Below are 24,085 nucleotides of genomic sequence, written 5' to 3'. Positions count from 1 at the left end.
GATGTGAAGCTTACGGCGTTTTGCACCTCGCAAAATCAAAGCACATTTCCCAAAAACGACAGTGCCGATTGCAACAAAATTGTCGGCACCATTGAAAAGCTCCTCATCTGCTTCCAGATGGAGTGCGGATACTGCCGAGTAACTAGTGGGGCGCCGGTCTGATGGCGATTTCTAAATTGATTGCCGGCAATTAAGCAGTTGACGTCTGTAATCTGGGCATAACGAAATGACGTGGCAAATAGGTATGTTGGCCTATTGGTAGGCAAAAAGTGTGCGGCCATGCACTTTGAGCCATGAGCGGCCGCGTTGCATGTCGGGCAAAGTGCGCGCCACTTGATCCCAAAAGGCTTGGCTGTGGTTCATTTCGATTAAGTGCGCAACTTCGTGCGCCGCCACATAATCAAGCACAAAAGGCGGGGCAAGGATCAGCCGCCAATTAAAGTTGAGGTTGCCCGCGGACGAGCATGATCCCCAACGGGTCGACTGGTCACGCATACTGATGGCCTTATGGCGCACGCCAAGTCGCTGGGTGTGGATTTCGACGCTGTGGGATAAATCGGTTTTTGCTTCAGCCTTGAGCCAATTGATCGTGCGGCGACCAATGTGTTCAGGCGCGCCGGGCACGTGCAAAATGGGCGCGCCCTCTAGTGGTTCAAGTCGGGGAAGACCACGCAAACTGCCCGTGCTCTGGATCAGTGTGTCAACACCACGCACCGGTAGCATAATGCCCTGTTTAATGGGCTTTGGCGCCACCACATGGTGTTGACGCGCCGCCAACCAATTGTGCTGCTTGGTCAAAAAATTCTGGGCTTCGCGCCAATTGCCCGATTTAGGCACCGTCAGAATTATCCCCTGCCGACTATCCAGTGTAATCCTATAGCGGTTTGCGCGATTGTTCTGACGCACAAGAATGTCTTGGGGCTGACCATCAATTTCAATGACAGTGCTTTGTGGAATGGGTTCAGATTTTTTGGCAAAGAACATAAGGCTCGATTTTGCGTATCAGCGCCACAAAGGCAAGCCCAAATTTGCCCTAAACAAAAAAAGCACCTGCTCAATAAAGAGCAGATGCTTTTCGGGGGTGCCAGGGTCAACCGGCGGGGAGAGGTTTATTGAAAGGCACCGCGCGCATGCGATGCCCAAATTGTTACTCGTCGTCGCTTTCGCTTTTCTTTTTCTTCGGCTTGCTTACCTCGTCAGCATTATCTTCACTAAAGCTCTTGGCTTTATGGGCTGATTTAAAGCGATCAAACTCTTCGCGGTCACGTGCCATGTGCAAGCTGCGCAAGAATTCTTCAAAGTCAGAACGTTCTTGCTCAAGGCGCATACGCTCTTCTTCTAGGCGACGGATTTCGGCTTCGCGGTACTCATCAAATGCCGCGTTACCAGTTGCCGAGTGGCGACCATAACGGCCACGTTTACGGCCCATCTTGCATTTTTGCTTGTTCATCCACTTTTCCGCCTTTTCACCGGTGCCACCGTAATGTTCGCCCCACAAAATGTAGGCAAGCATTGCAAGGCCAAGCGGCCAGAAGAAAACAAAGCCCAAAACCATCAAGGCAATGTTTATTGGGGACCAATGGGGTTTAATAATTGCTGTGCTCATTTTTCTCTTCCTTCATCAACGATACACAAGATTTGGGGCGTAACGCTTTGGCTTCAAGCGTCAAAAAAGTGAAAAATACCTCTTGAAATGTACGCAAAGTGAACCATTCGGGGGGATTTAGCCGTATTTCGCATATGAATCCTTGTCGCAATTGCGTATCAAATGACCAAACTTGGAGTTCAAAAGTACAAATGAGCGTGTTTGCTGCGACGAAAATCGGGTCCCATCATCGCCTAAGGCTCGAAACACTGGTGCGATTGCGCTGGTTGGCGGTAGGGGGGCAATCCGTTGGTGTGCTGCTGGTCGCTTTTGCCCTAAATTATGAATTGCCGCTTGGGGCATGCTTTACCCTGATTGCCCTTTCGGCTTGGCTCAATGTCATTCTGCTCATCAAATATCCGGCCAATTATCGCCTGCGTTCGCACTATGCAGCGGCGATGCTGGCTTACGATTGTATGCAACTTGGCGGTCTGCTTTATTTGACAGGTGGCCTGTCCAATCCCTTTGCGATTTTGCTGTTGGCGCCAATTTCTGTGTCCGCCACCACCCTGCCTTTTCGCTGGACAGTTGGGTTGAGCGTCCTTGTTGTTGGCATTGCAACAGCGCTTGGGTTCTTTCACTTTCCCTTGCCGTGGGACCCGCAAACGCCGGTCCAATTCCCCAATCTTTATACATTTGGTGTTTGGGTGGGCATTGTGTGTGGGGTGAGTTTTATTTCAGCTTACACGAACCGTGTGGCGCACGAAGCGCGCCAATTGGCCGATGCGTTAAGCGCAACCGAATTGGTGCTGGCCCGCGAAACCCACATCACCGCCCTTGATGGTTTGGCCGCAGCGGCTGCCCACGAGTTGGGCACGCCTTTGGCAACCATTGCCCTTGCGGGCAAAGAAGCGCTTTCAGACCTCAGTGACAAGGAATCAGTAAAGCAAGATCTTGAATTGATTTCAGAACAGGCGGCCCGGTGTCGGACCATTTTGCAAAAGCTGCGTAACCTAAACGCAGGCGAGGACCCTTTTAGCGAATTGACCCTTTCAGATTTTGTCGCTGAAGTGGTCGAGCCGCACCGCTTTTTTGGCATCGAAATTGTGATCAACAAAAAGGGCGAGGGCAGCGAACCATTGATCGCGCGCAACGCAGGGCTGAACTATGGGTTAGGCAACTTCATCGAAAACGCGGTGGATTTCGCCCAGCAAGTGGTCACAATCGATCTTGTGTGGTCAAAAGATCAAGTGCTGATCAATATCACAGATGATGGCGCGGGTTTTGCCCCCGAAATGCTGGTGCGGCTCGGAGAGCCCTATCTGACCAGCCGGCCAAAAGATGACCTCATTGATAACGATCCAACCGAACCCGGCGGTCTAGGTTTGGGGGTGTTTATCGCTAAAACCTTGCTCGAACGCTCGGGTGCGCAAGTGGGGTTTGCCAACCTAAACCCCAACGGTCATGCCTGCGTCAATATACGCTGGCGCCGACAGGTGATTGAAATAGAAAAGTCAGATAAGGTCCCAGCCGGGGAGATGAGATGATCTTTTGTCGCGCGGCAATGTGTGACATAGGTTGAATTGATTGCGAGGTAAGCCAATGACAAATGTGCAAGAATTGATGGGCAAAGACCTGTCACTATTGCTGGTGGATGACGACAAGCCGTTCCTCACCCGGCTTGAACGCGCCATGCAAAAGCGCGGCTTTGACGTGCGCGTCGCTGACAGCGTCGCCGCAGGCATTGCCCAAGTGAAGTCCAACCCCCCAGCCTTTGCGGTGGTGGATATGCGCTTGGAAGACGGCAATGGATTGCAAGTTGTGTCTGCACTAAATGAAAAACGGCCCGATGCACGCGCTGTCGTGCTCACTGGCTACGGCAATATTGCGACTGCCGTTACCGCGGTTAAGCTCGGCGCGGTGGATTATTTGGCAAAACCTGCTGATGCCGATGATGTGTTTAAAGCGCTTATGGCATCGGATGATGAAATAAAGGCCGACCCGCCAGAAAACCCCATGTCAGCTGATCGGGTGCGCTGGGAGCATATCCAACGGGTTTATGAATTATGCGACCGCAATGTGTCCGAAACAGCTCGGCGGTTGAACATGCATCGGCGCACATTGCAGCGCATTTTGGCAAAACGCGCGCCACGATAAACCTAAATTTGCGCGAGCGCTCCTTCAGCTGCTCGCGCCACCCATTTGATTTTTAAAAACAATAGGTCGACACATGACGGTTACATTGTCTTTTCATGGTGCGGCGGGCACCGTCACCGGTTCTTGCTATAGGATCTCCCACCCCGGCGGGGAATTCTTGGTGGATTGTGGTCTGTTCCAAGGCAATAAGACTGTTCGTGCCTTGAACGAAAAACCGTTTCCATTTCGCCCGGCAGACATTGACTATGTGCTGCTCACCCATGCCCATATTGATCATGCGGGCCTGTTGCCCAAACTAGTGAAATATGGCTTTGAAGGTCCAATTCACGCCATAGAGGCGACCGCCGGGTTGATGGATTATTTGTTGCCCGATAGCGCCGGCATCCATGAGTATGAAGCTGAGCGTGAAAATCGTCGGCGCGCCCGTAAAGGCAAGCCGCCCATTGATCCGCTCTACACAAAAGAAGACGCACAAGAAGCGCTAACCCGCCCAGTGGGATATGAATATCAAACATGGTTTGAACCCGGTCCAGGTGTAAAAGCACGGTTTTGGAATGCGGGGCATATTTTAGGTTCAGCTTCTATTGAGGTGCAAGTAGACGATGCGAGTGGCAAACCGATTCACATTTTGTTTTCAGGCGATATTGGCCCAGATGAAAAGGTCTTCTATCTCGAACCTGATGCGCCAGCTGGCTTTGACTATATCCTTTGTGAAAGCACCTACGGTGGTCGGGAACGTGATGATTATTCTCTAGAAAAACGTCGTGACGTTCTCAAAACTGAAATCAACCGCGCGCTGGGGCGTGGGGGCAATTTGGTGATCCCCGCCTTTGCGGTCGAACGATCGCAAGAATTGCTACACGATATCGGATTGTTGATCAAAAATGGTGATATTGATCCACAATTGGTCTTTCTTGATAGTCCCTTGGCCCGAAAGGTGACCGCTGTGTTCAAGCGGCATTCTAAAGGGTTTCACGATATGGAACTTAGCCCAGACGAGCTATTTGCTGACAATCGGTTCCGCATTGTTGAATCAGTGCAAGAGTCAAAAGACATCAACAAGATCAATGGTGGCGCCATCATAATGGCTGCTTCTGGCATGTGCGATGCGGGCCGCATCAAACACCATTTGCGCAACAATATTTCAGACCCCAAATCAACGGTTTTGTTTGTGGGCTATCAAGCACCAGGCACATTGGGTAATTTCATTCAGTCTGGAAGTCCTGAAGTGCGCATTCACGGCGAAAACCACGTGGTGCGGGCAAATATTCGTTCCATTGGCAATTATTCCGCCCATGGTGACCACACAGAATTGATGGATTGGATTGCAGAACGTTTGCCCGCGCACGGCGCGATTTTCCTCACCCATGGGGAAGATGAGGGACGCAAGGCCATGCAAAAAGCCTTGGCTGAAAAAGGGTTAAGCGGCGATAAAGTGCGTGCGCCACAATTGGATGATCGTTTTGAACTTCGTGCCACAGGTATCGCCCGCGTCGTCCACACAGATGCCCCGCGTATCGATCCAGAACAATTCAATGCCGATTGGACAAGCGAATATACTCAGTTTTCAATTGAATTGGGCAATCTGCTGACGAGAAAAAAGAGCGACAAAGAGCGTCTAGAGTTGATCAAAAGGCTCAAAGATGAGCTTGCAGCCAACTAAAGTGCGCTGGGGCCGGGGTCCATCAATTGATGGATCCGGTCCGCGCCCATGCGGGCAATTCTAAGCATCATGGCTTTGCGCCGCGCGGCAGGCAATTTGTCCTCGTCTGCATTGCGCAATATTTCCGCACCGTGCCCATCAGCTACGATTAAACCTTGATCTTCGGGAAAAATATCGCCATCCAATTCGGGTGGTTTCGCAAAGAAAAAGCGATCACAAAACTGGTGATATTCAGGCCATTTATTGTCCACCTGATAGTCCTGCAAGCTTGATTTAATCTCAACAATCCAAATGTCACCCTTCGGGCCGACGCCCAACAAGTCCGCACGCCGCCCATTGGCCAAAGAGACTTCCGCAAAGCAACAAAAATCAAACCGTTCACGCAACAAACGCATGGTGCCCCGTTGCACCCGCAACGCGGTCTCAGATTGTCGCCCATCAACAATTGGGGGCAAATGATCAAGGTGTGAACTCATTAATCCAATTTAATCGATTTCTTCGCACTGGGGAACCGGCTTTCATCTAAGATGCCGGCAAACGCCAACCCTAGCACCAAGAGGGGCAAGGGGGCCATTAATGCCATGCGTATGCCAAAGCTCTCAGCGATAAAGCCAAGGCTGGCTGGGCCAATAAAAAACACCAAGAAGGCGGTTTGCGCCAAAGAGGCCACATTTATCGAGGCGGGTCGATCTTGACGACGGGCGGCTGCCGAAACTGCGAGCGGATAGATGATGCTTGAGCCCATGCCCAACAGCATGAACCCCAAAATGGCCAGCCAGAACGTGGGGGCAATCCCCACCAGTGAAACGCCAACTATTGTAATGCCAATAGAGATACGCGCCATCAGCACCGTGCCGAATTTCTCCACCACCGGGTCGGCGAAAAACCGGGTCAGCGCCATCACCAACGTAAAGGCGATCAGGCTTGAGCTTTCCACAAACTCAGCGATTTCAAAACTGTCACGCATGTAAATGACGGACCAATCAATGCCCGCACCTTCAGCGATCAATGCACCAAAGGACACCGCACAAAGGGCCAAGATAAATGGGGTGGGTTTTGTAAATATCCCTGGTTTTTCTGCGCTGGCGTCAGGTTTTTCCGGGGCCATTTCTTGGCCAATCACTGCGCCAATAGTGCCAAGGGCAACAATGGGGAAAACCACAATCATGTGCATGAAGGGCGACACATCAAATTGGCGCATAAAACCGCCCAGAAGGGCCGCTGCAAAAAAGCCAAAGCTCCAGAACCCATGGCAGCGATTCATAATGCGCCGCCCAATATGGGCTTCAAGCCGATCTGCTTCCACATTGATCGAGATTTCCATCGCGCCCACCGCCATGCCACCCATCAGAATGGTGGCAATCACAACCCAGTAAACCGATGAGCCAGCCACAAGAATATAGAGGGAAATCATCGCAATATTGCCAATAATGAACGTGCGCTTGGTGCCAATTTTTTCGACCAGCGGCGCGCCCAAGGTCAAAAAAACCAACATGCCCAACGAGCTGCACATCAGCGCCAACCCCAACTGCCCCTCTTGAATGCCCAGTTGCACTTGTATGTCAGCAAGTCGTGACAATAGCGATCCAAGTCCAAATGCAAACAAGAAGAAGATCGCAAAAATTCGATGTTGGGGTTTGATCATGGGGATTACTCAAAGGAGGGGCGTTTAGACAACAAACGCTAGGGGAGAACTCATGGCTATGCAAACGAAAAATGGCCCCTAAATAGGGGCCATTTGGCATGAGCTAAACCGGGGAGGACCAGTTTAAGCTGCAGCAACTTCGGACAAGAATGTATCAACGGTTGATTGTAGGGTTTGGGCCTGGCGTGCCATATCTTCAGAAGCCACCAAAACTTGGTTCGCACTTTGGTTGGTTTCCCCCGCAGATGTGGTCACCAAATTGATCGAGCCTGCCACCTGTTCGGTGCCCGTTGCCGCTTGGGTAACGCTTTGGCTGATCTCAGCGGTCGCTGCCCCTTGCTCTTCCACCGCAGAGGCGATCGAGGTGGTATAGCTCGTTACTTCCGCCATGGTTTGCGCGATCTGTTCAATCGCTTGCACAGCCTCTTTGGTGCTATCTTGAATTTCAGTGATTTGGTTGGCAATTTCTTCGGTTGCGCTGGCGGTTTGATTGGCAAGGCTCTTCACCTCTGTGGCAACGACCGCAAAGCCTTTGCCCATTTCACCCGCCCGCGCCGCTTCAATTGAGGTATTGAGTGCCAACAAATTGGTCTGCTCTGCAATATCTTGAATAAGCGCCACCACATCACCAATGCGTTGCGCCGCATCCGCCAGTCGCGTCACCTTGGTGTTGGTACTTTGCGCCGCTTCAGCCGCAGTGTTGACGATCGAATTGGTTTTGGATACCTGGCGCGATATCTCTTCGATTGAAGCCGCCAATTCCTCTGCGGCAGCGGCCACCGCTTTCACGTTTGCCGAAGCTTCTTTGGACGCGCTGGCCACCTCATTGGCTTGCCCTGATGTGTCTGTGGCAATGCCCGTCAACACATTTGCGGTCTGTGTCATTTGTCCTGTGTTGCGCGAAACGGTCTCTAAAGCCTCGCCCACAGAACCACGGAACTGCGTGATGAGTGTTTCCACTTTGGATTGGCGGGCCAAACGCGCATTGGCCTCTTGCTCGCTTTCTTCTTCTAATCGACGCCGGGCAATGGCATTTTCTTTAAACACATCCACGGCGCGGGCCATATCCCCCAACTCGTCTTGGCCCTGTGTACCTTCAACATCCACATCCAAATTGCCTTCAGCCAAATCCGCCATTGTGTTGGATAGGTTGGCAATCGGGCGGGTGATGGTGCGGGCAAACAAAAACCCGGCAATCATAATAACCCCTAAGATAATTGAGCCGATGGCCAACAAGAGGTTGCGCAATTGATCGACGGGTGCGTTGGCTTCAGACACCCCTTGCACGGCAACAACCGCCCAATTGATCCCGGCAAACTCAAACGGCACGCTTAAGAGGTTTAACTCCTCTCCCCGATAGGTATCGGTGACTGTATAGCCATATTTGCCCGCAAGCGCATCATCAATGGCGGCATAATCGAGCTTGGTGGTAAGGATGTCGTTTTGGTCAGTGAACACAGAATCGTTGCGGAACGAATGGTCACCCCCAACAATAAATGTTTCGCCCGTGACGCCCAAGCCAGTTTTATCATGCATGATTTTGGTGAATTGATCGACCGGGATTTGAAAGGCCAGCACCCCAATGCGTTCGCCCTTGTCGAATACGGGAGTGGATATAAAACTCGCCGGTGCATCATTTGAGGGCGGGTAGGGGAAGATGTCTAGAAATTTAAGTTCGCCGAGCTGCATTTGTGATGCGGCTTGAAAGGCTTTCCCCAAATCGCTTGCAGCCCACCGCCCACCATTTGGCGCAAAATTGGTGGCAAAGTCATTTTCTTTGGCAACGGTGTAGAGCAATTGCCCCTTATTGTTGAAAAGAAATATGTCGTAATAGCCCATTTGTTCCAACAGGGCAGTGAAATAGGGGTGATATTTGGCATGAACACCATCATACCATTCGCCCGTATTGGCGCTTTGCAATAAATGCCGTTCCCCCAACGGATAGGGATTATTGTTCACATAAGCATTTTGCAAAACCTGCTCAGGGTTGCCTTCGATTTGTGCCCACGCCTTGCTCAAATCTTTAATGCCATTGATCGCTACCGGGTTTTGCGCCTCCACAAACAGGTCTGATCTAACGCCCTCAAAATAGTTTTTCAGCGCCACCTCGCGGCTTTCCACTATGGTCTCTAGCTTGGTGCGCGTCATTTGCCCAACGGTGTTGGAACTAATGATAAAACTTGCAACGCCCAAACCAATGCCAATGGCAAGGGCTGACCCGGTTAGCGCCAGGGGGAGGCGATAGGCGATTTTCAATGCAGGGAGTTTAAACATTTTTCGGCTCGCAATGGTTTGAAAGTTCAAGCCAGTGTCGCCGCTTGTTGGTTAATTGCGGATTTGGAGGGCATTACGCACTAATGCGCATATGAAGGGTTAAACCTAAATGCTCATCCGATGTTGCACGCCTTTGTTTGAGGCTGCGCTTTGCCGTCTAGGGGCTTTGCCAACAACTTTGTCTTGCATGATTTGGACGCCAGCAAAATTGTTGCGTACAAATTCATAGCGCCGAAAGCCAAAACCCGATGCGGGTGCTTTTTCGCCGCGCTTTTTTGCTTCATCATTATACCGGCGCCTGTCCGGGCCGAAATAGCTGTCGGTTTCAAAATAAACATTTTTGGTGTTCACTTGTTTGGCCAAGCGGTTTTTGATCGAAGAGGCGACCCATGGAATTGTCAATATGTCATCAAAGCCCGCATTAACACACTCAATGATCGACTCTTTTGACGGTGTCTCAACAAAACAAATCAGCGGCGCAAACCGCACCCGCAATTGATGGCTGGCCCGAATTTCGCTAATGCGTTCCACCGTTTTTTCAAAGTCCGACCCATAGTCAAACAGGAAAAAATTGACCGGATTTGTCTTTGAAAGGCGCTCAGCATCAGCCAGACCCATATAGGGACGAACTGTCGCAAATTCTAAGTCCGCAGCAATATCGCCTATTAAGGCAACCGAGTTGGGGTTGTTCCCCATATTTGTTGCGAAATCGAATTTGATCACGGACGCCTACTCAATTGATCGGCAAAGCAACAACTTAATATGTTAACTTAACCGGATTGTGAAATATACAAATTCAATGTAAGTAGGAACCGTTAATTTTTTGTCGAAAAACTGAAGTTTTTGGCCGTCATGCGGTAGTTTGCGCCCGGATGCAACAATTGGGCATAGGTGATTGCTTTGCCGCCAAGATGTGTGCGGCGTTCAATGACAAAAAGGGCATCGTTTTCTAACACATTTAGCGTGCTGGCTTGTTCAGCATTTGCGTTTTGTGCCGAAAAGAAATGCGCCGCCTCTGAATAGGGTGAAGACTGCACCAGCCACTCATTCGGATTGATCTGATCAAAATTGGCGTGTTCTGCCTCGGGTACCATTTCAAGGTTGATCCAGCGTTCTTCCAATTGAAAAGGAATGTCACTGGCAAAATGCACACAGCGTAGATAAAGCGCTTTTGTGCCTCGCTCTACCCCCAAATTTTCGGCTATGGCCTGTGGCGTTTCCCTTACCGATTGCTCAAGCACCGTGAACCGATAGCTGGCTCCGCGTTCTTCGATTTCTTGGCGCACAAGGGGAATGGTTACCCGCGTGGCGCGTGTGCCCGCTGAAGCGACACGGGTGCCCGCCCGGCGTTTGCGTTCCACATAGCCTTCTTCGGCCAACTCTCGGATGGCCCGGTGAACCGTTGCCCGCGCACAATCATATTGCTGAGCAATTATTTCTTCATGCTCCACCTTATCCCCTGGCCGCAATTCACCGTTTCGAATGCGGTCCAGCAGCTCGTTTTTGATCTTGAGATAAACAGGTTCAGGGCGCGTGGTCATCAATTACAATAGGGCTCGCAGCTTGCGCAGCGTTTGCCTGAATTTCAGTTCAAACGAAGCACGGTTGATATGTTGCCCATCTTTAACAATATGCCGCCCCGCTGACCATAGGTTGTGAACATTGTCATTGCGCCCTGCAAACATCCAATAGTCCAAAGCAAGGCTTTCGCTCAGCCCATCCGCCAGAATTAATTGGGGGTCTAGGCTAAACAGATCAGCCCATTGGCCCGCTTCAATGCGCCCTGATTGTCGCCCAAGCGCCTGCGCACCCCCGGCAGCGGCACTTTGCAACAGAAATTGCGCGTTCGAACCATGCGGCTTCGCCAACACGGTGCGCTGGTTGGTTTTATAACGTTGTGAGTGCTCTAGCGTGCGCAGCTCTTCAGCTAAAGAAATCCGCAAGTCGCTGTCTGAACCTATGCCAAATTGTCCGCCATGTTCAACAAAGCGCACCGCCTCAAAAATCCCATCACCCAAATTGGCTTCAGTGATCGGGCAAAGTCCGGCGACAGCCCCCGTATCGGCCAAACCGATGGTTTCCTCTGGCGTCATATGCGTGCAGTGGATCAAGCACCAATGTTTATCAACCGGCGCATTTTCCAAAAGCCATTCAACGGGACGTGCGCCCCAATGGGTTTTTACGTCATCCACTTCAGCCAGTTGTTCTGCAATATGCATATGCACCGGCGCGCCGGGCAGTAATTGGGTGACTTGGGCCAACAGGTCCTTATTCACCGCCCGCAAAGAATGGGGCGCAACACCCATATGATAATCAGCAGGCGCGGTTCTCAATGCCGATTGCGCGCCTTCAACCATTCGAGCGAACAGATTAAAATCGCTGCCAAACCGTTGTTGCCCACCTTTAAGCGGTTCGCCATTCACCCCACCAAAACTATAAAGCACGGGCAAATGGGTCAGCCCCAATCCAACTTCCTGTGCGGCATCGATGATCTGCAAACTGGTCTCTGCCACATTGTTGTATCGGGTGCCCCCAGTTTGATGGTGCACATAGTGGAATTCACCCACCGCAGCAAAACCAGCTTCTGCCATTTCCATAAAGGTGAAGGCGGCAATCGCGTGAATATCGTCAACGCTGAGCTGATCCAAAAACCGATACATCACATCGCGCCAGGTCCAAAAACTATCGGTTGAGGCCCCGCGCCGTTCCGACAATCCGGCCATCGCTCGTTGAAACGAATGGCTGTGCACATTTGAAATGGCGGGCAATAGCAACTGCTCGCCAAGGTCTGTGTCGGTTTTCTGTTTAATCGCGTTGGTTTCAACTTCGAAGATTTTGCCGCCCTCAATTGAAAGCCGGACATTGGTTGCCCATCCATTTGGCAATAGGGCAGATTTGGCGAAAATATGCTGCATTTCAGTTCCATTTGACAGATTGAATATGTATGGACATATTAGAAATAAGCATATACATATTTTTGTGGCTGGCAAGCATTGCCTGTTAAAACGCTGACTAATTTTAGGGCGCATTTTGATGTCGAAAACCAACTATCTGTTGATCAACACACAGATCGCACTGATGGATTCACCCGATCAACGCTATGGCGGTCTGATTGAAGATGGCGCAATTGCAGTGCAAAATGATCAGATCGTTTGGATCGGCCAAAGCGCAGCCGTGCCCGCGCCGTTTGACACATGGCGTCAACATGATTTGCAGGGCGCGCTGGTGACCCCCGGGCTGATCGATTGCCACACACATTTGGTTTACGGCGGCAATCGCGCGAATGAATTTGAAATGCGGCTTGAAGGCGCATCTTATGAGGAAGTGGCCCGCGCTGGCGGTGGCATTTTATCAACGGTTACCGCCACCCGCGCTGCAACGGTTGATCAGTTGGTTGCAATGGCCCTGCCTCGGCTCGATGCATTGTTGGCCGAGGGCGTAACCACCATCGAGATTAAATCCGGCTATGGCCTTGATCTAACCTCAGAGCGCAACATGCTCTTGGCCGCTAAAAAGCTCGCAACTTTACGCCCGATCAACATCAAAACCACATTTTTGGGCGCACACGCCACACCGCCAGAGTTTAAAGGCCGGGCCGACGACTATATCCAACATGTGGCCAATCAAATGCTGCCCGCTTTGGCCCAAGAAGGCTTGGTGGATGCGGTGGATGGGTTTTGTGAAGGCATTGCCTTTTCACCCGACCAAATGCGCGTGGTGTTTGACGCGGCACAAAAACTTGGTCTCCCGGTCAAATTGCACGCCGAGCAATTGAGCAACCTAAGTGGGGCGGCAATGGCCGCTTCCTATGGCGCATTGTCGGCGGACCATCTTGAATATCTCGACGAAACAGGCGTGAAAGCCATGGCAAAAACAGGCACGGTTGCGGTCTTGCTGCCCGGCGCTTTTTATACGCTGCGCGAAACTCAAATGCCGCCCATTGCGCAATTGCGCACCCATCAGGTGCCCATCGCCATCGCCACGGATAGCAACCCCGGTTCCTCGCCGCTCACCTCGCTGCTGCTCACCATGAATATGGCTGCAACCTTGTTCCGCATGACGCCGGACGAAGCATTGCGTGGGGTCACCATCAATGCGGCAAAAGCATTGGGGTTGGCAGATCAAACAGGATCAATAGCGGTTGGAAAACGCGCAGACTTAGCGGTTTGGGATGTCAAAAGCCCTGCCGAACTCACCTATAGAATCGGGTTCAACCCGCTCAAACTTTCCATTTTTGGAGGCATCATTCGTGATTAATCTCACCCCGGCTGCAGCAACGCTTGACCAACTAGAAGACATTTATCGAAACGGCACCCCCGCTCGATTGATCGATGCAGCACGCCCTAAAATTGAACGGGCCGCCCAAGTGATCGAACGCGCTGCGGCGGGCGGTGATGCGGTATATGGAGTGAACACAGGCTTTGGCAAATTGGCCAAAACCCGCATCGCCCAAAAAGACACATCAACTTTGCAGCGCAATCTCATCCTCTCCCACGCCTCTGGCGTTGGTGAGCCATTAAGCGAAAACATTGTGCGCCTGATCATGACGCTCAAATTGCTATCGCTTGGCCGCGGTGCGTCTGGCACCAAATGGACAACAGTTGAATTGCTGCAAGACATGCTGGCAAAAGGCGTCGTGCCCATGATCCCCGGCCAAGGCTCGGTCGGCGCATCGGGCGACCTTGCGCCTTTGGCCCATCTCACAGCGGTGATGATTGGCGAAGGCGAAGCCTTTTATAAAGGCCAACGCCTAAGCGGTAAAAAAGCGCTCATGGCTGCGGGCCTGTCGCCCATAATCTTGGGGCCCAAAGAGGGCCTTGCCATGATCAATGGCACCCAAACCTCAACCGCATTAGCGCTCGCGGGCCTGTTCGACGCATGGCGTTTGGCCAAAACGGCGCTGGTAACCGGGGCGCTATCCACGGACGCGGCCATGGGGTCTTACGCCCCGTTTCGCGAAGAAATCCAAACCCTTCGCGGCCATCAAGGCCAAATAGATGCAGCGGCCATGTTGCGCGATTTGCTTGAAGGGTCCGAAATTCGCGAAAGCCATCGCGAAAATGATGAGCGCGTGCAAGACCCCTATTGTTTGCGCTGCCAGCCTCAAGTGATGGGTGCCTGTATCGACCTGTTGCGCCAAACCGCAAAAACCTTGCATATCGAAGCAAATGCGGTCACCGATAACCCACTAATTGTTGATAATGACGATATTATTTCAGGCGGTAATTTCCATGCCGAACCTGTGGCCTTTGCGGCGGATCAAATTGCACTGGCGATTGCCGAAATTGGCGCGATTGCCCAGCGCCGGATCGCCTTACTGGTCGACCCAGCCCTCTCATTCGGCTTGCCAGCGTTTTTGACCCCCAATCCGGGACTAAATTCTGGCTTTATGATTGCAGAGGTCACCTCGGCAGCGCTGATGTCAGAAAACAAACAAAAAGCAAATCCTTGTTCGGTTGATTCAACCCCAACCAGCGCCAACCAAGAAGACCATGTGTCTATGGCCTGCCATGCGGCGCGGCGCTTGCTCGAGATGAACACCAACCTCTCCCACATTTTGGGCATTGAATTGCTCAGCGCCGTACAGGGTGTCGAGTTGCGCGGCCCGCTTAAAACCGCGCCAAAACTGGAAGAATTGATCGCCAAACTGCGCGCGCAAATCCCAGCGTTGGATGAAGACCGCTATATGTCGCCAGAATTGGTGCAATCAGGCCAATATGTGCTTGAGCAAGACCTATTGGCTCAAGCGCTCCAGACTTTGGAGTTGGCAAGCTAATGCATCCGGTTGAGATTAAACGGGGCAAAGGCCCGATCATTTTAGGCATGCCCCACACCGGCACTTTTGTGCCCGACGACGTGATGGACAGGCTCAATGATCAGGGGCGCAAGCTCACCGACACCGATTGGCATATTGATCAGCTATACGATGGATTGCTCGATGATGTGACCATCGTGCGCGCCACCTTCTCGCGTTATGTGATCGACGCCAATCGTGACCCAAAAGGCGTTTCGCTTTACCCGGGGCAAAACACCACAACGCTTTGCCCAACAACGGATTTTGAAGGCGAACCGATCTATTTTGCGGGCGAAGAGCCAACAAAGGGCGAAGTTGAAGAACGGCGCATGCATTTTCATGCGCCCTATCATCAAGCCCTTGCCGATGAAATCGCGCGCCTTAAACAGCTGCACGCCGATGTGGTGCTCTACGACTGTCATTCGATCCGTTCGATATTGCCCTTTTTGTTCGAGGGCACGTTGCCAGATCTCAACCTTGGCACCAATGAAGGCACAACTTGCGCACCAGAAATCGAGCAACAAGCCTTACAGATTTGTGCTCGATCCGGTTTTGAAACAGTGCTCAATGGCCGCTTTAAAGGCGGCTGGACCACCCGCCATTACGCTGATCCAAACCATGGGGTGCATGCTTTTCAAATGGAAACCGCACAAAGCGCGTACCTTACCAATGAGCAAGCGCCTTGGACCTATGACGAGACGAAGGCGAACAAACTGCGTCCCGTGCTCAAAACTATTCTCACAATGATGACTGATTTTTGCGCCGCCAATGCGCGCACCTAGGGGAGAAAAACAATGACAGATAATCCACGCAAAAACGCCCGCACCGTGCGCTCACCCATTGGCCAAGATTTGATCTGTGGCGATTGGACAACCGAAGCGCCCATGCGCATGTTGATGAACAACCTTGACCCGGACGTGGCGGAAAACCCCCATGAATTGGTAGTCTATGGTGGCATTGGCCGCGCAGCGCGCACTTGGGGCGATTTCGACAAAATTGTTGATACACTTAAAACGCTTAAAACCGACGAAACCTTGCTCGTGCAATCCGGAAAGCCGGTTGGCGTTTTCAAAACCCATTCAGAAGCACCGCGTGTTTTGATCGCCAATTCAAACCTTGTGCCCAAATGGGCCAATTGGGACCATTTCAACGAACTCGATAAAAAGGGCTTGGCCATGTATGGCCAAATGACCGCTGGCTCGTGGATATATATCGGCTCACAAGGCATCGTGCAGGGCACTTATGAAACTTTTGCGGAGGCCGGTCGTCAGCACTATAACGGCAGCCTAAAAGGCAAATGGATTTTGACCGGTGGTCTAGGCGGTATGGGCGGTGCGCAACCGCTTGCCGCCGTAATGGCCGGGGCTTCTTGTTTGGCAGTTGAATGCAATCCTGAAAGCATCGATTTCCGGTTGCGCACCCGCTATATCGACGAGAAAACCGATAGCCTTGATGAAGCGCTTGAAATTATCGAGCGTTGGACCAAAGCCGGCGAAGCCAAATCGGTCGGCCTGCTCGGCAATGCGGCAGACGTATTCCCCGAACTGGTGAAGCGCGGCGTGCGCCCGGATATTGTGACAGATCAGACCTCAGCCCATGACCCGATCAATGGCTATTTGCCCATCGGTTGGTCCATGGCCGATTGGCGCGACAAGCGCGAAAACGCGCCAAAGGAAGTTGAAAAAGCCGCGCGCGCCTCGATGAAGGTGCAAGTGCAAGCCATGCTCGACTTCCATGCAGCGGGCATTCCAACGGTGGATTATGGCAATAATATCCGCCAGGTCGCCAAAGACGAGGGGCTAGAAAACGCTTTTGATTTCCCCGGTTTTGTCCCTGCCTATATTCGTCCTCTGTTCTGTCGTGGGGTCGGCCCATTCCGTTGGGCAGCGCTTTCCGGTAATCCAGAAGATATTTATAAGACCGACCAAAAGGTCAAAGAGATTCTGCCCGACAACAAGCACCTGCACAATTGGTTAGATATGGCCCGCGAACGGATCGCGTTCCAAGGCCTGCCTGCGCGTATTTGCTGGGTTGGTTTGGGTGATCGGCATCGTTTGGGGTTGGCGTTTAATGAAATGGTGGCCAATGGCGAACTCGAAGCGCCAGTGGTCATCGGTCGCGACCATTTGGACAGCGGTTCAGTGGCATCACCAAACCGGGAAACTGAGGCTATGCAAGACGGATCAGACGCTGTGTCCGATTGGCCATTGCTCAATGCGCTTTTAAATACCGCCTCTGGCGCCACATGGGTGTCGCTGCATCATGGCGGTGGCGTTGGCATGGGCTATTCGCAACACTCTGGTATGGTCATTGTTGCTGATGGAACAAAAGAAGCGGCCAAGCGCATTGAACGTGTTCTGTGGAATGACCCAGCGACCGGCGTCATGCGCCACGCAGACGCTGGATATGACATTGCGCTGGATTGCGCGCGCGAAAAAGGGCTGAACTTGCCGGGCATTTTGTAAACGCTATAGGGCGCGGGATAGAATTCTCGCGCCTTTGTTTGCCCCCATCACATAATTTAGACATATTGGCACGATTGAATATACTCACCTGAAAAGCGCGGGGGGCGCTGATCAATCAAGGGAGTGTGTCATGCACCGCGCCAAACTGTTCTTAGCCAATGCCACCTTGGCCATTTCCGTTCTTTTCCTGTTGAGCACAAATGCATTTGCGCAGCTATCAACGCGCGTGCTCACCATAAAGACAACGCCTGCGGATACTGTTCTTCAGTCCGTTTTTGTGGACGGCCAGCGGGCCAACATAATTTCCAATCAAAATGGTTATACCTTCATTGAAATTCGCGGTGAAACCCACAATTTTGGCTGCAAATATACGCTCTCCATTATTGCCGAAAACGGGCGTTTTTTGCGCAAACAATATGACCTGTGTGAAAGCGTTTGGCAGATCAATGTTAGCTTTGAAGATGATGGCAGTGGCGCATCACAAAAACAAATCTCCATTGTGCCGTCTGACCCCAAAGTGCGCATTTACTCCATGTCGCTAAATGGCCAGCCCCAAAGTTTTACCGCTTTCATGGATTCAAATCGCGTAGAGTTCACCCTCAAGCGCGGCCCTTCTGGCTATAAATGTACAACCCAACTTGAAGCGCTATTGTCCAATGGCAATAGGTTCAACGAGAAGGTTGATCTGTGCGCCAACGATAATGAGGTTGTGCTCGACCTTGCGCCAAAACGTGAATATTTTGAGGTCTTTACCGTTCGCTCAAGTCAGACAGACGACCGGATTTCGAGTGTAAGCGTTGATGGCCGCAAAGTGCCGATTTTGCGCTGGATCGCTGGCGGCGTGCGCACGCGGCTTGCGGTTGGTGCCCCAGCGTTTAAGTGCGAAGCCACAGTTGGCGTTGAATTTGCGTCTGGGGCCAAGGCTTCAGATAAATTGGACATTTGTGCGCAAAACTTTGACGTCACCCTCACCCCAACACCGCAATATCTCACCGACACCAGTTTGGCGTCTCCCTTCACATGGCGCTTCACCGCGCCCCGTGATGCGAACGACAATGCGCAACTGCGTTTTGCGTCAAACAACCGCGCTGCAGGGTTTGTGGCTGTTTGTCAGCCCGGCAGCCGAAACGCCGATTTGTACCTAACAGGGTTTCCCGCCCGCGCGGGCCTATCGTCACGCTCGGTTTTGCAAATGTGGGCGGGGCGATATCAAGGCAAACAAAATGCATTTGGCGGTCGCGCGCCGTATGGGCCAAATCTAACGGCGCCATTCTTTAATCTCACCACCCAACATGGTCTGTGGAACGGGCTGATTTCGGGCAGTGCCTTCACAATTATTGCCAACGATGATCATCGCCTTCGCCTTTCTCTTAAAGGCAGTGCCGACCCTGTTCGCAATTTTATTCGCGCCTGTAACCAGCGTTTCAATGGCCCATCGGTCATTGGCGACGTAACAGGTGATGTCAGCCTTAAGTGGTCACGCACCACCATTCAAAATGGTGGCCAGCAATTACAGTTCGGCGATGCGAACACAGACCGTATCGGCTTGGCCGCACGTTGCGAAAGAGAATCTGGCTTTGCGGAAGTGATGTTTGCCTCAGCCCCACCCAACATGGCTGATAATCGCAATGTTGAGATCTTTTGGGATACCATTGGCAATCAAGGTAAACTGACGGCGCGCACCCGCACTGTTCAGGGCATCGAATGGGGCGCAGTGCCTGTTGCTGGCATGGATATAGACGATCCATTTTGGGCCAGTTTGGCGGCGGGCAATGTGGTTCATATCGCCATGGATGGGGACCGGATGAGCACCTATTCGCTTAAAGGCAGTGCCAAGCCTGTGCGCGAATTTGTTGCGGCTTGTCGCCCCTATGAAGCAGCGCCGGTTGCTGAGCCGATCGATAATCTCACCCCAGACCGGCCGAGTGCGGAAGAGCAAGTGTTTAATTCGATCGCGGATATCTTCAATAATCTGTCCGCCCAAAGCGATGGCAAAATTAAGGTCGAAATTGGCCGCACCAGTTCCGCAGCACAAGCGGTTTTGCAGGCCTATCAAAATAGCCCTGACTTCTTGTGTACGCAAACGGATCTGCCCACCCCGCTTGGGCAACGTCAGGTCAAATCCTCCTTCGTCAACAATGGATCAAACAGCTACGACTTGTTTCAAATCCAGCCAAATGGGCAGCGCGTGCGCGTGCGCGATGTGCCGCCGGGTGCGCGGCTAACGGTTGATGCGCGTGAAGGTCAATCTTGGGAAGTGCGCCGCCCCGGTGGGCGCTGTATTGCAACCTATGCTTCGCCAAATAAAGATGTCACTTTTTCCATCAAAGATAAAATGGACAGAGCTGACCCAAGCGCCTTTGTTAAAAGCTATCAGTGCGACGACGGAAGCCGCGCCCAAGTGCTCATTGCCCCCAACCATGGCTTCGCCATTATCGATGAACGTTATGCTGTGCACCGCGCAAGCGTTGCAGGGCGCAGCCAAAACATCTTCGGGGGAACAAGTGCGATTATCAATGACCAACAATTGGTGTTGCGCGGAAACAATGCACCGGGTCTTGATTGCGTCGCGCAATAGGCTTGATTTGGGTTGGCCGGTCTGCCGGCCAGCCCAGTTTATATTGACAAATCAGCTAAAACTATATTGATCTTATCATAATTATTTTGATGGCCCACTTTGGTGCCGGACATGAGGGAATGATAATGGTCGATAAAGTTGCCGATAAATTAGCGCGCTTAAGAGCGCAAATGGCAAATGAAGGCGTCGATTTGGTCGCGTTGGGTCCGGGTGCCCACATCCAATGGCTGCTCGACTATCATCCTTATCCAGACGAGCGTATGTGCTTGCTGCTTATCGGCCCAAACCACCATGCATTTATAATGCCCGCCCTAAATGCTGATGCGGTGCGTGAACACACAGATATTGAGTTTTTCACCTGGGCCGATGCGGACGGTTATGCCGATGCATTGACCGCAGCGCTGCAAAAAGTTGCGCCCGAAAAAGTGAATTTGGTATCTCTTGATGAGACCATGCGCGCAGATTTTGCCCTTAATCTACTAACAGCTTTGCCCGGGGCAAAGCATTGTTTCACCGAGCGCTCTGTTGGACCGTTGCGGATGCGCAAGGAGCACGACGAATATCTGCTGCTCAAAATGAACGCTTTGATTGCCGATGATGCCCAGCAAGCCGCTGCCAATGCAATCAAGCCGGGTGTAACCGAAAACGATGTGGCCGAAGCGGTTAAAAATCATTTCATCGCTGAGGGCGCAAAACCAGCATTTGACATTGTGGGTGCCAGCGAAAATGGCGCGTTCCCCCATCACCACACCAGCGATCGGGTGCTCAAACAGGGCGATACAATTGTGGTGGATATTGGGGGCTTTAAACAAGGCTACCCCAGCGATATCACGCGCATGGTATCAATCGGCGAACCCAGCGAAGAATATAAAAAGGTGCACGCAATTGTTGAAGCGGCGGTGCAAGCGGCCCTGAAAGCTGCAAAACCTGGCGTGATCGCCAAACAAGTCGATGATGCCGCAAGATCTGTAATCGCTGAAGCAGGGTATGGGGAGTTCTTTACCCATCGTGCGGGTCACGGCCTGGGCATCGAAATTCACGAACCGCCCTATATTTCCGCATCATCCGATGTGGTGCTGGATGAAGGCATGGTCTTTTCAATCGAGCCGGGGATTTATCTGCCGGGCAAGTTCGGCGTCCGGCTGGAAGAGATCGTGATTTTGCGCGCTGACGGTCCTGAAGTTCTATCAGATCGCCCACGCGATTTGGTGATCGTTTAGCCACCACATAGATGCTTTTGGTAAAAGGAATTTCCCTCCCCTTGATGGGGAGGGATAAAAGGTGGGGCGCATTTCACCTCTAATTGATGATCTTTGCCTGGGTGGCGTTCAGGATGTCTTCCCGAGAAACATCAGGTGCCATTTCAACAATTTCTAATCCGTCTGGTTGCACATCAAAAACACCCAGATCAGTGATGATCCGATCAACTACTGCTTTTCCTGTGAGCGGCAGCGTGCATTCTTTGAGGATTTTTGAATCCCCATGCTTGTTGGTGTGATCCATAACAACCACAACGCGGCCAACACCGGCCACAAGGTCCATCGCACCGCCCATGCCTTTCACCAACTTGCCCGGAATCATCCAATTTGCTAGGTCGCCGTTTTCCGCAACTTCCATTGCACCCAAAATCGCCATGGCAATTTTGCCGCCCCTAATCATGGCGAACGACGTAGCGCTGTCAAAATAGGCGGTTTGCGGTAACTCGGTGATTGTCTGCTTGCCCGCGTTGATCAGGTCGGCATCAATTTTGTCCTCGGTAGGGAATGGCCCCATTCCCAGCATCCCATTCTCCGATTGAAGGGTGACATTGATCCCATCAGGAATATAGTTGGCCACCATGGTTGGAATGCCAATGCCAAGGTTCACATATGTACCGTCTTGCAACTCTTGTGCCGCGCGGGCAGCCATTTGATCTCTAGTCCAGCCCATCTTATGCCTCCCTCACTGTGCGTTGTTCAATTCGTTTTTCGTGGGTGCCTTTTACGATGCGGTGCACATAAATACCCGGCAGATGGATATGGTCTGGGTCCAAAGTTCCAACAGGCACAATCTCTTCAACTTCCATCACACACACTTTGCCGCACATGGCCGCGGGTGGGTTAAAGTTGCGCGCAGTTTTGCGAAAAATCGCATTGCCGGTCTCGTCAGCTTTCCATGCCTTCACAATTGAAAGATCAGCGAAAATACCCTCTTCCATAATGTAGGTTTCGCCGTTGAAATCCTTGTGGTCTTTGCCCTCGGCAATAATGGTGCCCACGCCTGTTTTTGTGTAAAAACCAGGAATGCCAGCGCCACCCGCCCGCATGCGTTCAGCCAATGTGCCTTGCGGGTTAAACTCAAGCTCTAACTCGCCAGAAAGATACTGGCGCATAAACTCAGCGTTTTCGCCAACATAGGACGAGATCATCTTTTTGACCTGTTTGGTGTGCAGCAAAATGCCAATGCCAAAATCATCAACACCAGCGTTGTTTGACGCAAATGTTAGCCCCTTGTTGCCCGCCGTTCTGATGGCGTTGAGTAGCAATTCAGGAATGCCGCAAAGCCCAAAGCCCCCCGACGCGATCAACATATCATCTTTAAGAACACCCTCTAAAGCCTCTTCGGGTGTGTCATATACTTTATTCATGTCCTTCTCCCTCAGCCCGCTTTTGCGGGACTAAATTTTACTCGCCAACTTGAATGGCCATCGCAATGCCCATTCCACCACCAATACAAAGGCTGGCGATGCCGCGTCCGCCACCGCGCTGTTCAAGCGCATGGGCCAATGTGCCCAGAACCCGCGTTCCCGACATGCCCACGGGGTGGCCCAAAGCAATCGCTCCACCATGAATATTGACCTTTTTGGGGTCAACAGCCAGCTCTTTCACCACCGCTAAACTTTGGGCGGCAAAAGCTTCGTTAAACTCAAACAAATCCACCTGATCCAATGACCAACCCGCCCGCTGTGCCACCAACCGGGTGGCAGAAATGGGGCCAAGCCCCATATAGGCGGGATCAAGCCCGGTGTGGGCAAACGCGCAGATCCGGGCAATTGGGTTTAATCCTTCACGCGCCGCAATATCTGCATTGGCCAAAACCACTGCTGCAGCCCCATCATTAATGCCTGACGAGTTGGCGGCGGTCACCGACCCTTCAGCATCAAAAATCGGCCTTAGCTTGCCCAGCACTTCAATCTGGCTGTCCCCGCGCACCGCTTCGTCAGCCTCAAACATGGTCGTTGATTTGCGGGTCTTAAGTTCAATAGGCACAATCTCTTTGGCAAAAAAACCAGCGGCCTGCGCCGCTGCGGCCTTATGTTGTGATAAACAGGCGAATTCGTCCTGCTCTTGCCGGCTAAGACTATACTTTTTTGCCACATTTTCTGCTGTGTGGCCCATAGGGTAGTTGAAGAACGCGTCCGTTAGCGCGTCAAACATCATGCTGTCGACGAAGTCGAGATTGCCCGCTTTCTTGCCCTGTCGGATGTTGGCCACATGGGGTGCATTGGTCATGCTTTGACCCCCAGCAACAACGAAATCCGCAATTCCGGTTTGAATTTGTTGTGCCCCTAACATAATGGCACGAAGACCAGAGCCGCACACTTGATTGATCGTAGCAGCAGGAACTTGATCTGGTATGCCTGCATTGCGCGACGCTTGTCGGGCAGGGTTCATCCCAGCGCCGCCGGTTAAGACCTGCCCCATTATCACGTCGTCGATCTTCTCGCCGTCAATACCCGAGGCGGCAACCGCCGCCTTGATCGCGATTGTGCCCAATTGGGCCGCGGTAAAGCCAGACAAACTGCCCGCCAACGTGCCAATTGGCGTGCGCTTGGCGCTCAATAAAACCACGTCCTGCATCCACATTTTGCCTCTCCCCCGCAATCAGAATTCTAACTGGGGTAAAGGTTAAGGCTTGCACATTGCATTTGTTTAGTCGTATTTA

20 protein-coding genes are annotated in these 24,085 nt (G+C 52.1%); 9 read left to right on the top strand and 11 right to left on the bottom strand.

Annotated elements, in window-relative coordinates; translation table 11 throughout:
* Positions 1-252: 252 nt before the first annotated feature.
* A complete protein-coding gene (locus tag O4H47_RS07270; protein ID WP_269393292.1) occupies positions 253-984 on the bottom strand; it encodes a M48 family metallopeptidase in 732 nt (243 codons plus the stop codon).
* 163 nt (positions 985-1,147) lie between these two features.
* A complete protein-coding gene (locus tag O4H47_RS07265) occupies positions 1,148-1,606 on the bottom strand; it encodes a DUF2852 domain-containing protein (RefSeq protein WP_269393291.1) in 459 nt (152 codons plus the stop codon).
* 191 nt (positions 1,607-1,797) lie between these two features.
* On the opposite strand from O4H47_RS07265, the gene O4H47_RS07260 reads away from it, so the two are divergent.
* From O4H47_RS07260 to O4H47_RS07250, 3 genes are all read left to right on the top strand, one after another.
* Positions 1,798-3,132: an ActS/PrrB/RegB family redox-sensitive histidine kinase gene (locus O4H47_RS07260; protein ID WP_269393290.1), complete on the top strand. Its 1,335-nt coding sequence runs from the start codon at positions 1,798-1,800 to the stop codon at positions 3,130-3,132.
* Between the two features lie 55 nt (positions 3,133-3,187).
* Positions 3,188-3,742: an ActR/PrrA/RegA family redox response regulator transcription factor gene (locus tag O4H47_RS07255; RefSeq protein WP_269393289.1), complete on the top strand. Its 555-nt coding sequence runs from the start codon at positions 3,188-3,190 to the stop codon at positions 3,740-3,742.
* 73 nt (positions 3,743-3,815) lie between these two features.
* A complete protein-coding gene (locus O4H47_RS07250; protein ID WP_269393288.1) occupies positions 3,816-5,405 on the top strand; it encodes an MBL fold metallo-hydrolase in 1,590 nt (529 codons plus the stop codon).
* Here O4H47_RS07250 and O4H47_RS07245 read toward each other — a convergent pair.
* From O4H47_RS07245 to O4H47_RS07220, 6 genes are all read right to left on the bottom strand, one after another.
* Positions 5,402-5,881: an MmcB family DNA repair protein gene (locus tag O4H47_RS07245; protein WP_269393287.1), complete on the bottom strand. Its 480-nt coding sequence runs from the start codon at positions 5,879-5,881 to the stop codon at positions 5,402-5,404. The two genes, O4H47_RS07250 and O4H47_RS07245, sit on opposite strands and share 4 nt — an antisense overlap.
* Positions 5,881-7,050 (bottom strand): MFS transporter, encoded by a 1,170-nt coding sequence (locus tag O4H47_RS07240; protein WP_269393286.1) that lies wholly within the window; start codon positions 7,048-7,050, stop codon positions 5,881-5,883. Before O4H47_RS07240 ends, O4H47_RS07245 begins: the two co-directional genes overlap by 1 nt.
* Positions 7,051-7,173: 123 nt before the next feature.
* Positions 7,174-9,324, bottom strand: a complete 2,151-nt coding sequence (locus O4H47_RS07235) for a methyl-accepting chemotaxis protein (RefSeq protein WP_269393285.1) — start codon at positions 9,322-9,324, stop codon at positions 7,174-7,176.
* 105 nt (positions 9,325-9,429) lie between these two features.
* Positions 9,430-10,047, bottom strand: a complete 618-nt coding sequence (locus tag O4H47_RS07230; RefSeq protein ID WP_269393284.1) for a hypothetical protein — start codon at positions 10,045-10,047, stop codon at positions 9,430-9,432.
* A 92-nt stretch (positions 10,048-10,139) separates the two neighbouring features.
* Positions 10,140-10,865 (bottom strand): UTRA domain-containing protein, encoded by a 726-nt coding sequence (locus O4H47_RS07225; protein ID WP_269393283.1) that lies wholly within the window; start codon positions 10,863-10,865, stop codon positions 10,140-10,142.
* A gap of 3 nt (positions 10,866-10,868) precedes the next feature.
* A complete protein-coding gene (locus O4H47_RS07220; RefSeq protein ID WP_269393282.1) occupies positions 10,869-12,239 on the bottom strand; it encodes a formimidoylglutamate deiminase in 1,371 nt (456 codons plus the stop codon).
* A gap of 115 nt (positions 12,240-12,354) precedes the next feature.
* On the opposite strand from O4H47_RS07220, the gene hutI reads away from it, so the two are divergent.
* The 6 genes from hutI to O4H47_RS07190 all read left to right on the top strand — a co-directional run bounded on the left by hutI (position 12,355) and on the right by O4H47_RS07190 (position 21,381).
* On the top strand, positions 12,355-13,581 hold the full coding sequence (gene hutI / locus O4H47_RS07215) for an imidazolonepropionase (protein WP_269393281.1): 1,227 nt from the start codon (positions 12,355-12,357) through the stop codon (positions 13,579-13,581).
* Positions 13,559-15,100: a histidine ammonia-lyase gene (hutH, locus tag O4H47_RS07210; RefSeq protein ID WP_419719605.1), complete on the top strand. Its 1,542-nt coding sequence runs from the start codon at positions 13,559-13,561 to the stop codon at positions 15,098-15,100. The genes hutI and hutH overlap by 23 nt, the downstream gene beginning before the upstream one ends.
* Positions 15,100-15,900 carry an N-formylglutamate deformylase gene (hutG, locus tag O4H47_RS07205; protein WP_269393279.1) on the top strand — a complete coding sequence of 267 codons (801 nt, stop codon included), beginning with the start codon at positions 15,100-15,102 and terminating at the stop codon, positions 15,898-15,900. Before hutH ends, hutG begins: the two co-directional genes overlap by 1 nt.
* Positions 15,901-15,912: 12 nt before the next feature.
* Positions 15,913-17,583, top strand: coding sequence for a urocanate hydratase (gene hutU / locus O4H47_RS07200; protein ID WP_269393278.1), 1,671 nt, complete (start codon positions 15,913-15,915; stop codon positions 17,581-17,583).
* Positions 17,584-17,713: 130 nt separating this feature from the next.
* Entirely contained in the window at positions 17,714-20,161 is a 2,448-nt protein-coding gene (locus O4H47_RS07195; RefSeq protein ID WP_269393277.1) for a hypothetical protein, read from the top strand.
* A gap of 125 nt (positions 20,162-20,286) precedes the next feature.
* Positions 20,287-21,381: a M24 family metallopeptidase gene (locus O4H47_RS07190; RefSeq protein ID WP_269393276.1), complete on the top strand. Its 1,095-nt coding sequence runs from the start codon at positions 20,287-20,289 to the stop codon at positions 21,379-21,381.
* 79 nt (positions 21,382-21,460) lie between these two features.
* On the opposite strand, the gene O4H47_RS07185 is transcribed toward O4H47_RS07190, so the two are convergent.
* The 3 genes from O4H47_RS07185 to O4H47_RS07175 are packed head-to-tail and all read right to left on the bottom strand — an operon-like array spanning position 21,461 to position 24,000.
* The gene (locus O4H47_RS07185) at positions 21,461-22,090 is read right to left on the bottom strand and encodes a 3-oxoacid CoA-transferase subunit B (RefSeq protein ID WP_269393275.1); all 630 of its coding nucleotides are present in this window, start codon (positions 22,088-22,090) and stop codon (positions 21,461-21,463) included.
* A 1-nt stretch (position 22,091) separates the two neighbouring features.
* Complete coding sequence (locus O4H47_RS07180; protein WP_269393274.1) at positions 22,092-22,787, bottom strand: CoA transferase subunit A; 696 nt, start codon at positions 22,785-22,787, stop codon at positions 22,092-22,094.
* A gap of 37 nt (positions 22,788-22,824) precedes the next feature.
* Positions 22,825-24,000: an acetyl-CoA C-acetyltransferase gene (locus O4H47_RS07175; RefSeq protein WP_269393614.1), complete on the bottom strand. Its 1,176-nt coding sequence runs from the start codon at positions 23,998-24,000 to the stop codon at positions 22,825-22,827.
* Positions 24,001-24,085: the final 85 nt, after the last annotated feature.

The organism is Maritalea porphyrae (genome assembly GCF_027213965.1).
GTDB lineage: Bacteria > Pseudomonadota > Alphaproteobacteria > Rhizobiales > Devosiaceae > Maritalea > Maritalea porphyrae_A.
Note: the sequence above shows the minus strand (reverse complement) of the source record. Positions and strands in the feature narration are given on the sequence as shown.

Coding starts and splice junctions, on each gene's coding strand:
- O4H47_RS07175 (WP_269393614.1), bottom strand. CDS start 24,000: ATGCAGGACGTGGTTTTATTGAGCGCCAAGCGCACGCCAATTGGCACG.
- O4H47_RS07190 (WP_269393276.1), top strand. CDS start 20,287: ATGGTCGATAAAGTTGCCGATAAATTAGCGCGCTTAAGAGCGCAAATG.
- O4H47_RS07245 (WP_269393287.1), bottom strand. CDS start 5,881: ATGAGTTCACACCTTGATCATTTGCCCCCAATTGTTGATGGGCGACAA.
- O4H47_RS07220 (WP_269393282.1), bottom strand. CDS start 12,239: ATGCAGCATATTTTCGCCAAATCTGCCCTATTGCCAAATGGATGGGCA.
- O4H47_RS07180 (WP_269393274.1), bottom strand. CDS start 22,787: ATGAATAAAGTATATGACACACCCGAAGAGGCTTTAGAGGGTGTTCTT.
- O4H47_RS07225 (WP_269393283.1), bottom strand. CDS start 10,865: ATGACCACGCGCCCTGAACCTGTTTATCTCAAGATCAAAAACGAGCTG.
- O4H47_RS07255 (WP_269393289.1), top strand. CDS start 3,188: ATGACAAATGTGCAAGAATTGATGGGCAAAGACCTGTCACTATTGCTG.
- O4H47_RS07260 (WP_269393290.1), top strand. CDS start 1,798: ATGAGCGTGTTTGCTGCGACGAAAATCGGGTCCCATCATCGCCTAAGG.
- hutU (WP_269393278.1), top strand. CDS start 15,913: ATGACAGATAATCCACGCAAAAACGCCCGCACCGTGCGCTCACCCATT.
- O4H47_RS07195 (WP_269393277.1), top strand. CDS start 17,714: ATGCACCGCGCCAAACTGTTCTTAGCCAATGCCACCTTGGCCATTTCC.
- O4H47_RS07185 (WP_269393275.1), bottom strand. CDS start 22,090: ATGGGCTGGACTAGAGATCAAATGGCTGCCCGCGCGGCACAAGAGTTG.
- O4H47_RS07265 (WP_269393291.1), bottom strand. CDS start 1,606: ATGAGCACAGCAATTATTAAACCCCATTGGTCCCCAATAAACATTGCC.
- hutG (WP_269393279.1), top strand. CDS start 15,100: ATGCATCCGGTTGAGATTAAACGGGGCAAAGGCCCGATCATTTTAGGC.
- O4H47_RS07250 (WP_269393288.1), top strand. CDS start 3,816: ATGACGGTTACATTGTCTTTTCATGGTGCGGCGGGCACCGTCACCGGT.
- O4H47_RS07240 (WP_269393286.1), bottom strand. CDS start 7,050: ATGATCAAACCCCAACATCGAATTTTTGCGATCTTCTTCTTGTTTGCA.
- O4H47_RS07235 (WP_269393285.1), bottom strand. CDS start 9,324: ATGTTTAAACTCCCTGCATTGAAAATCGCCTATCGCCTCCCCCTGGCG.
- O4H47_RS07270 (WP_269393292.1), bottom strand. CDS start 984: ATGTTCTTTGCCAAAAAATCTGAACCCATTCCACAAAGCACTGTCATT.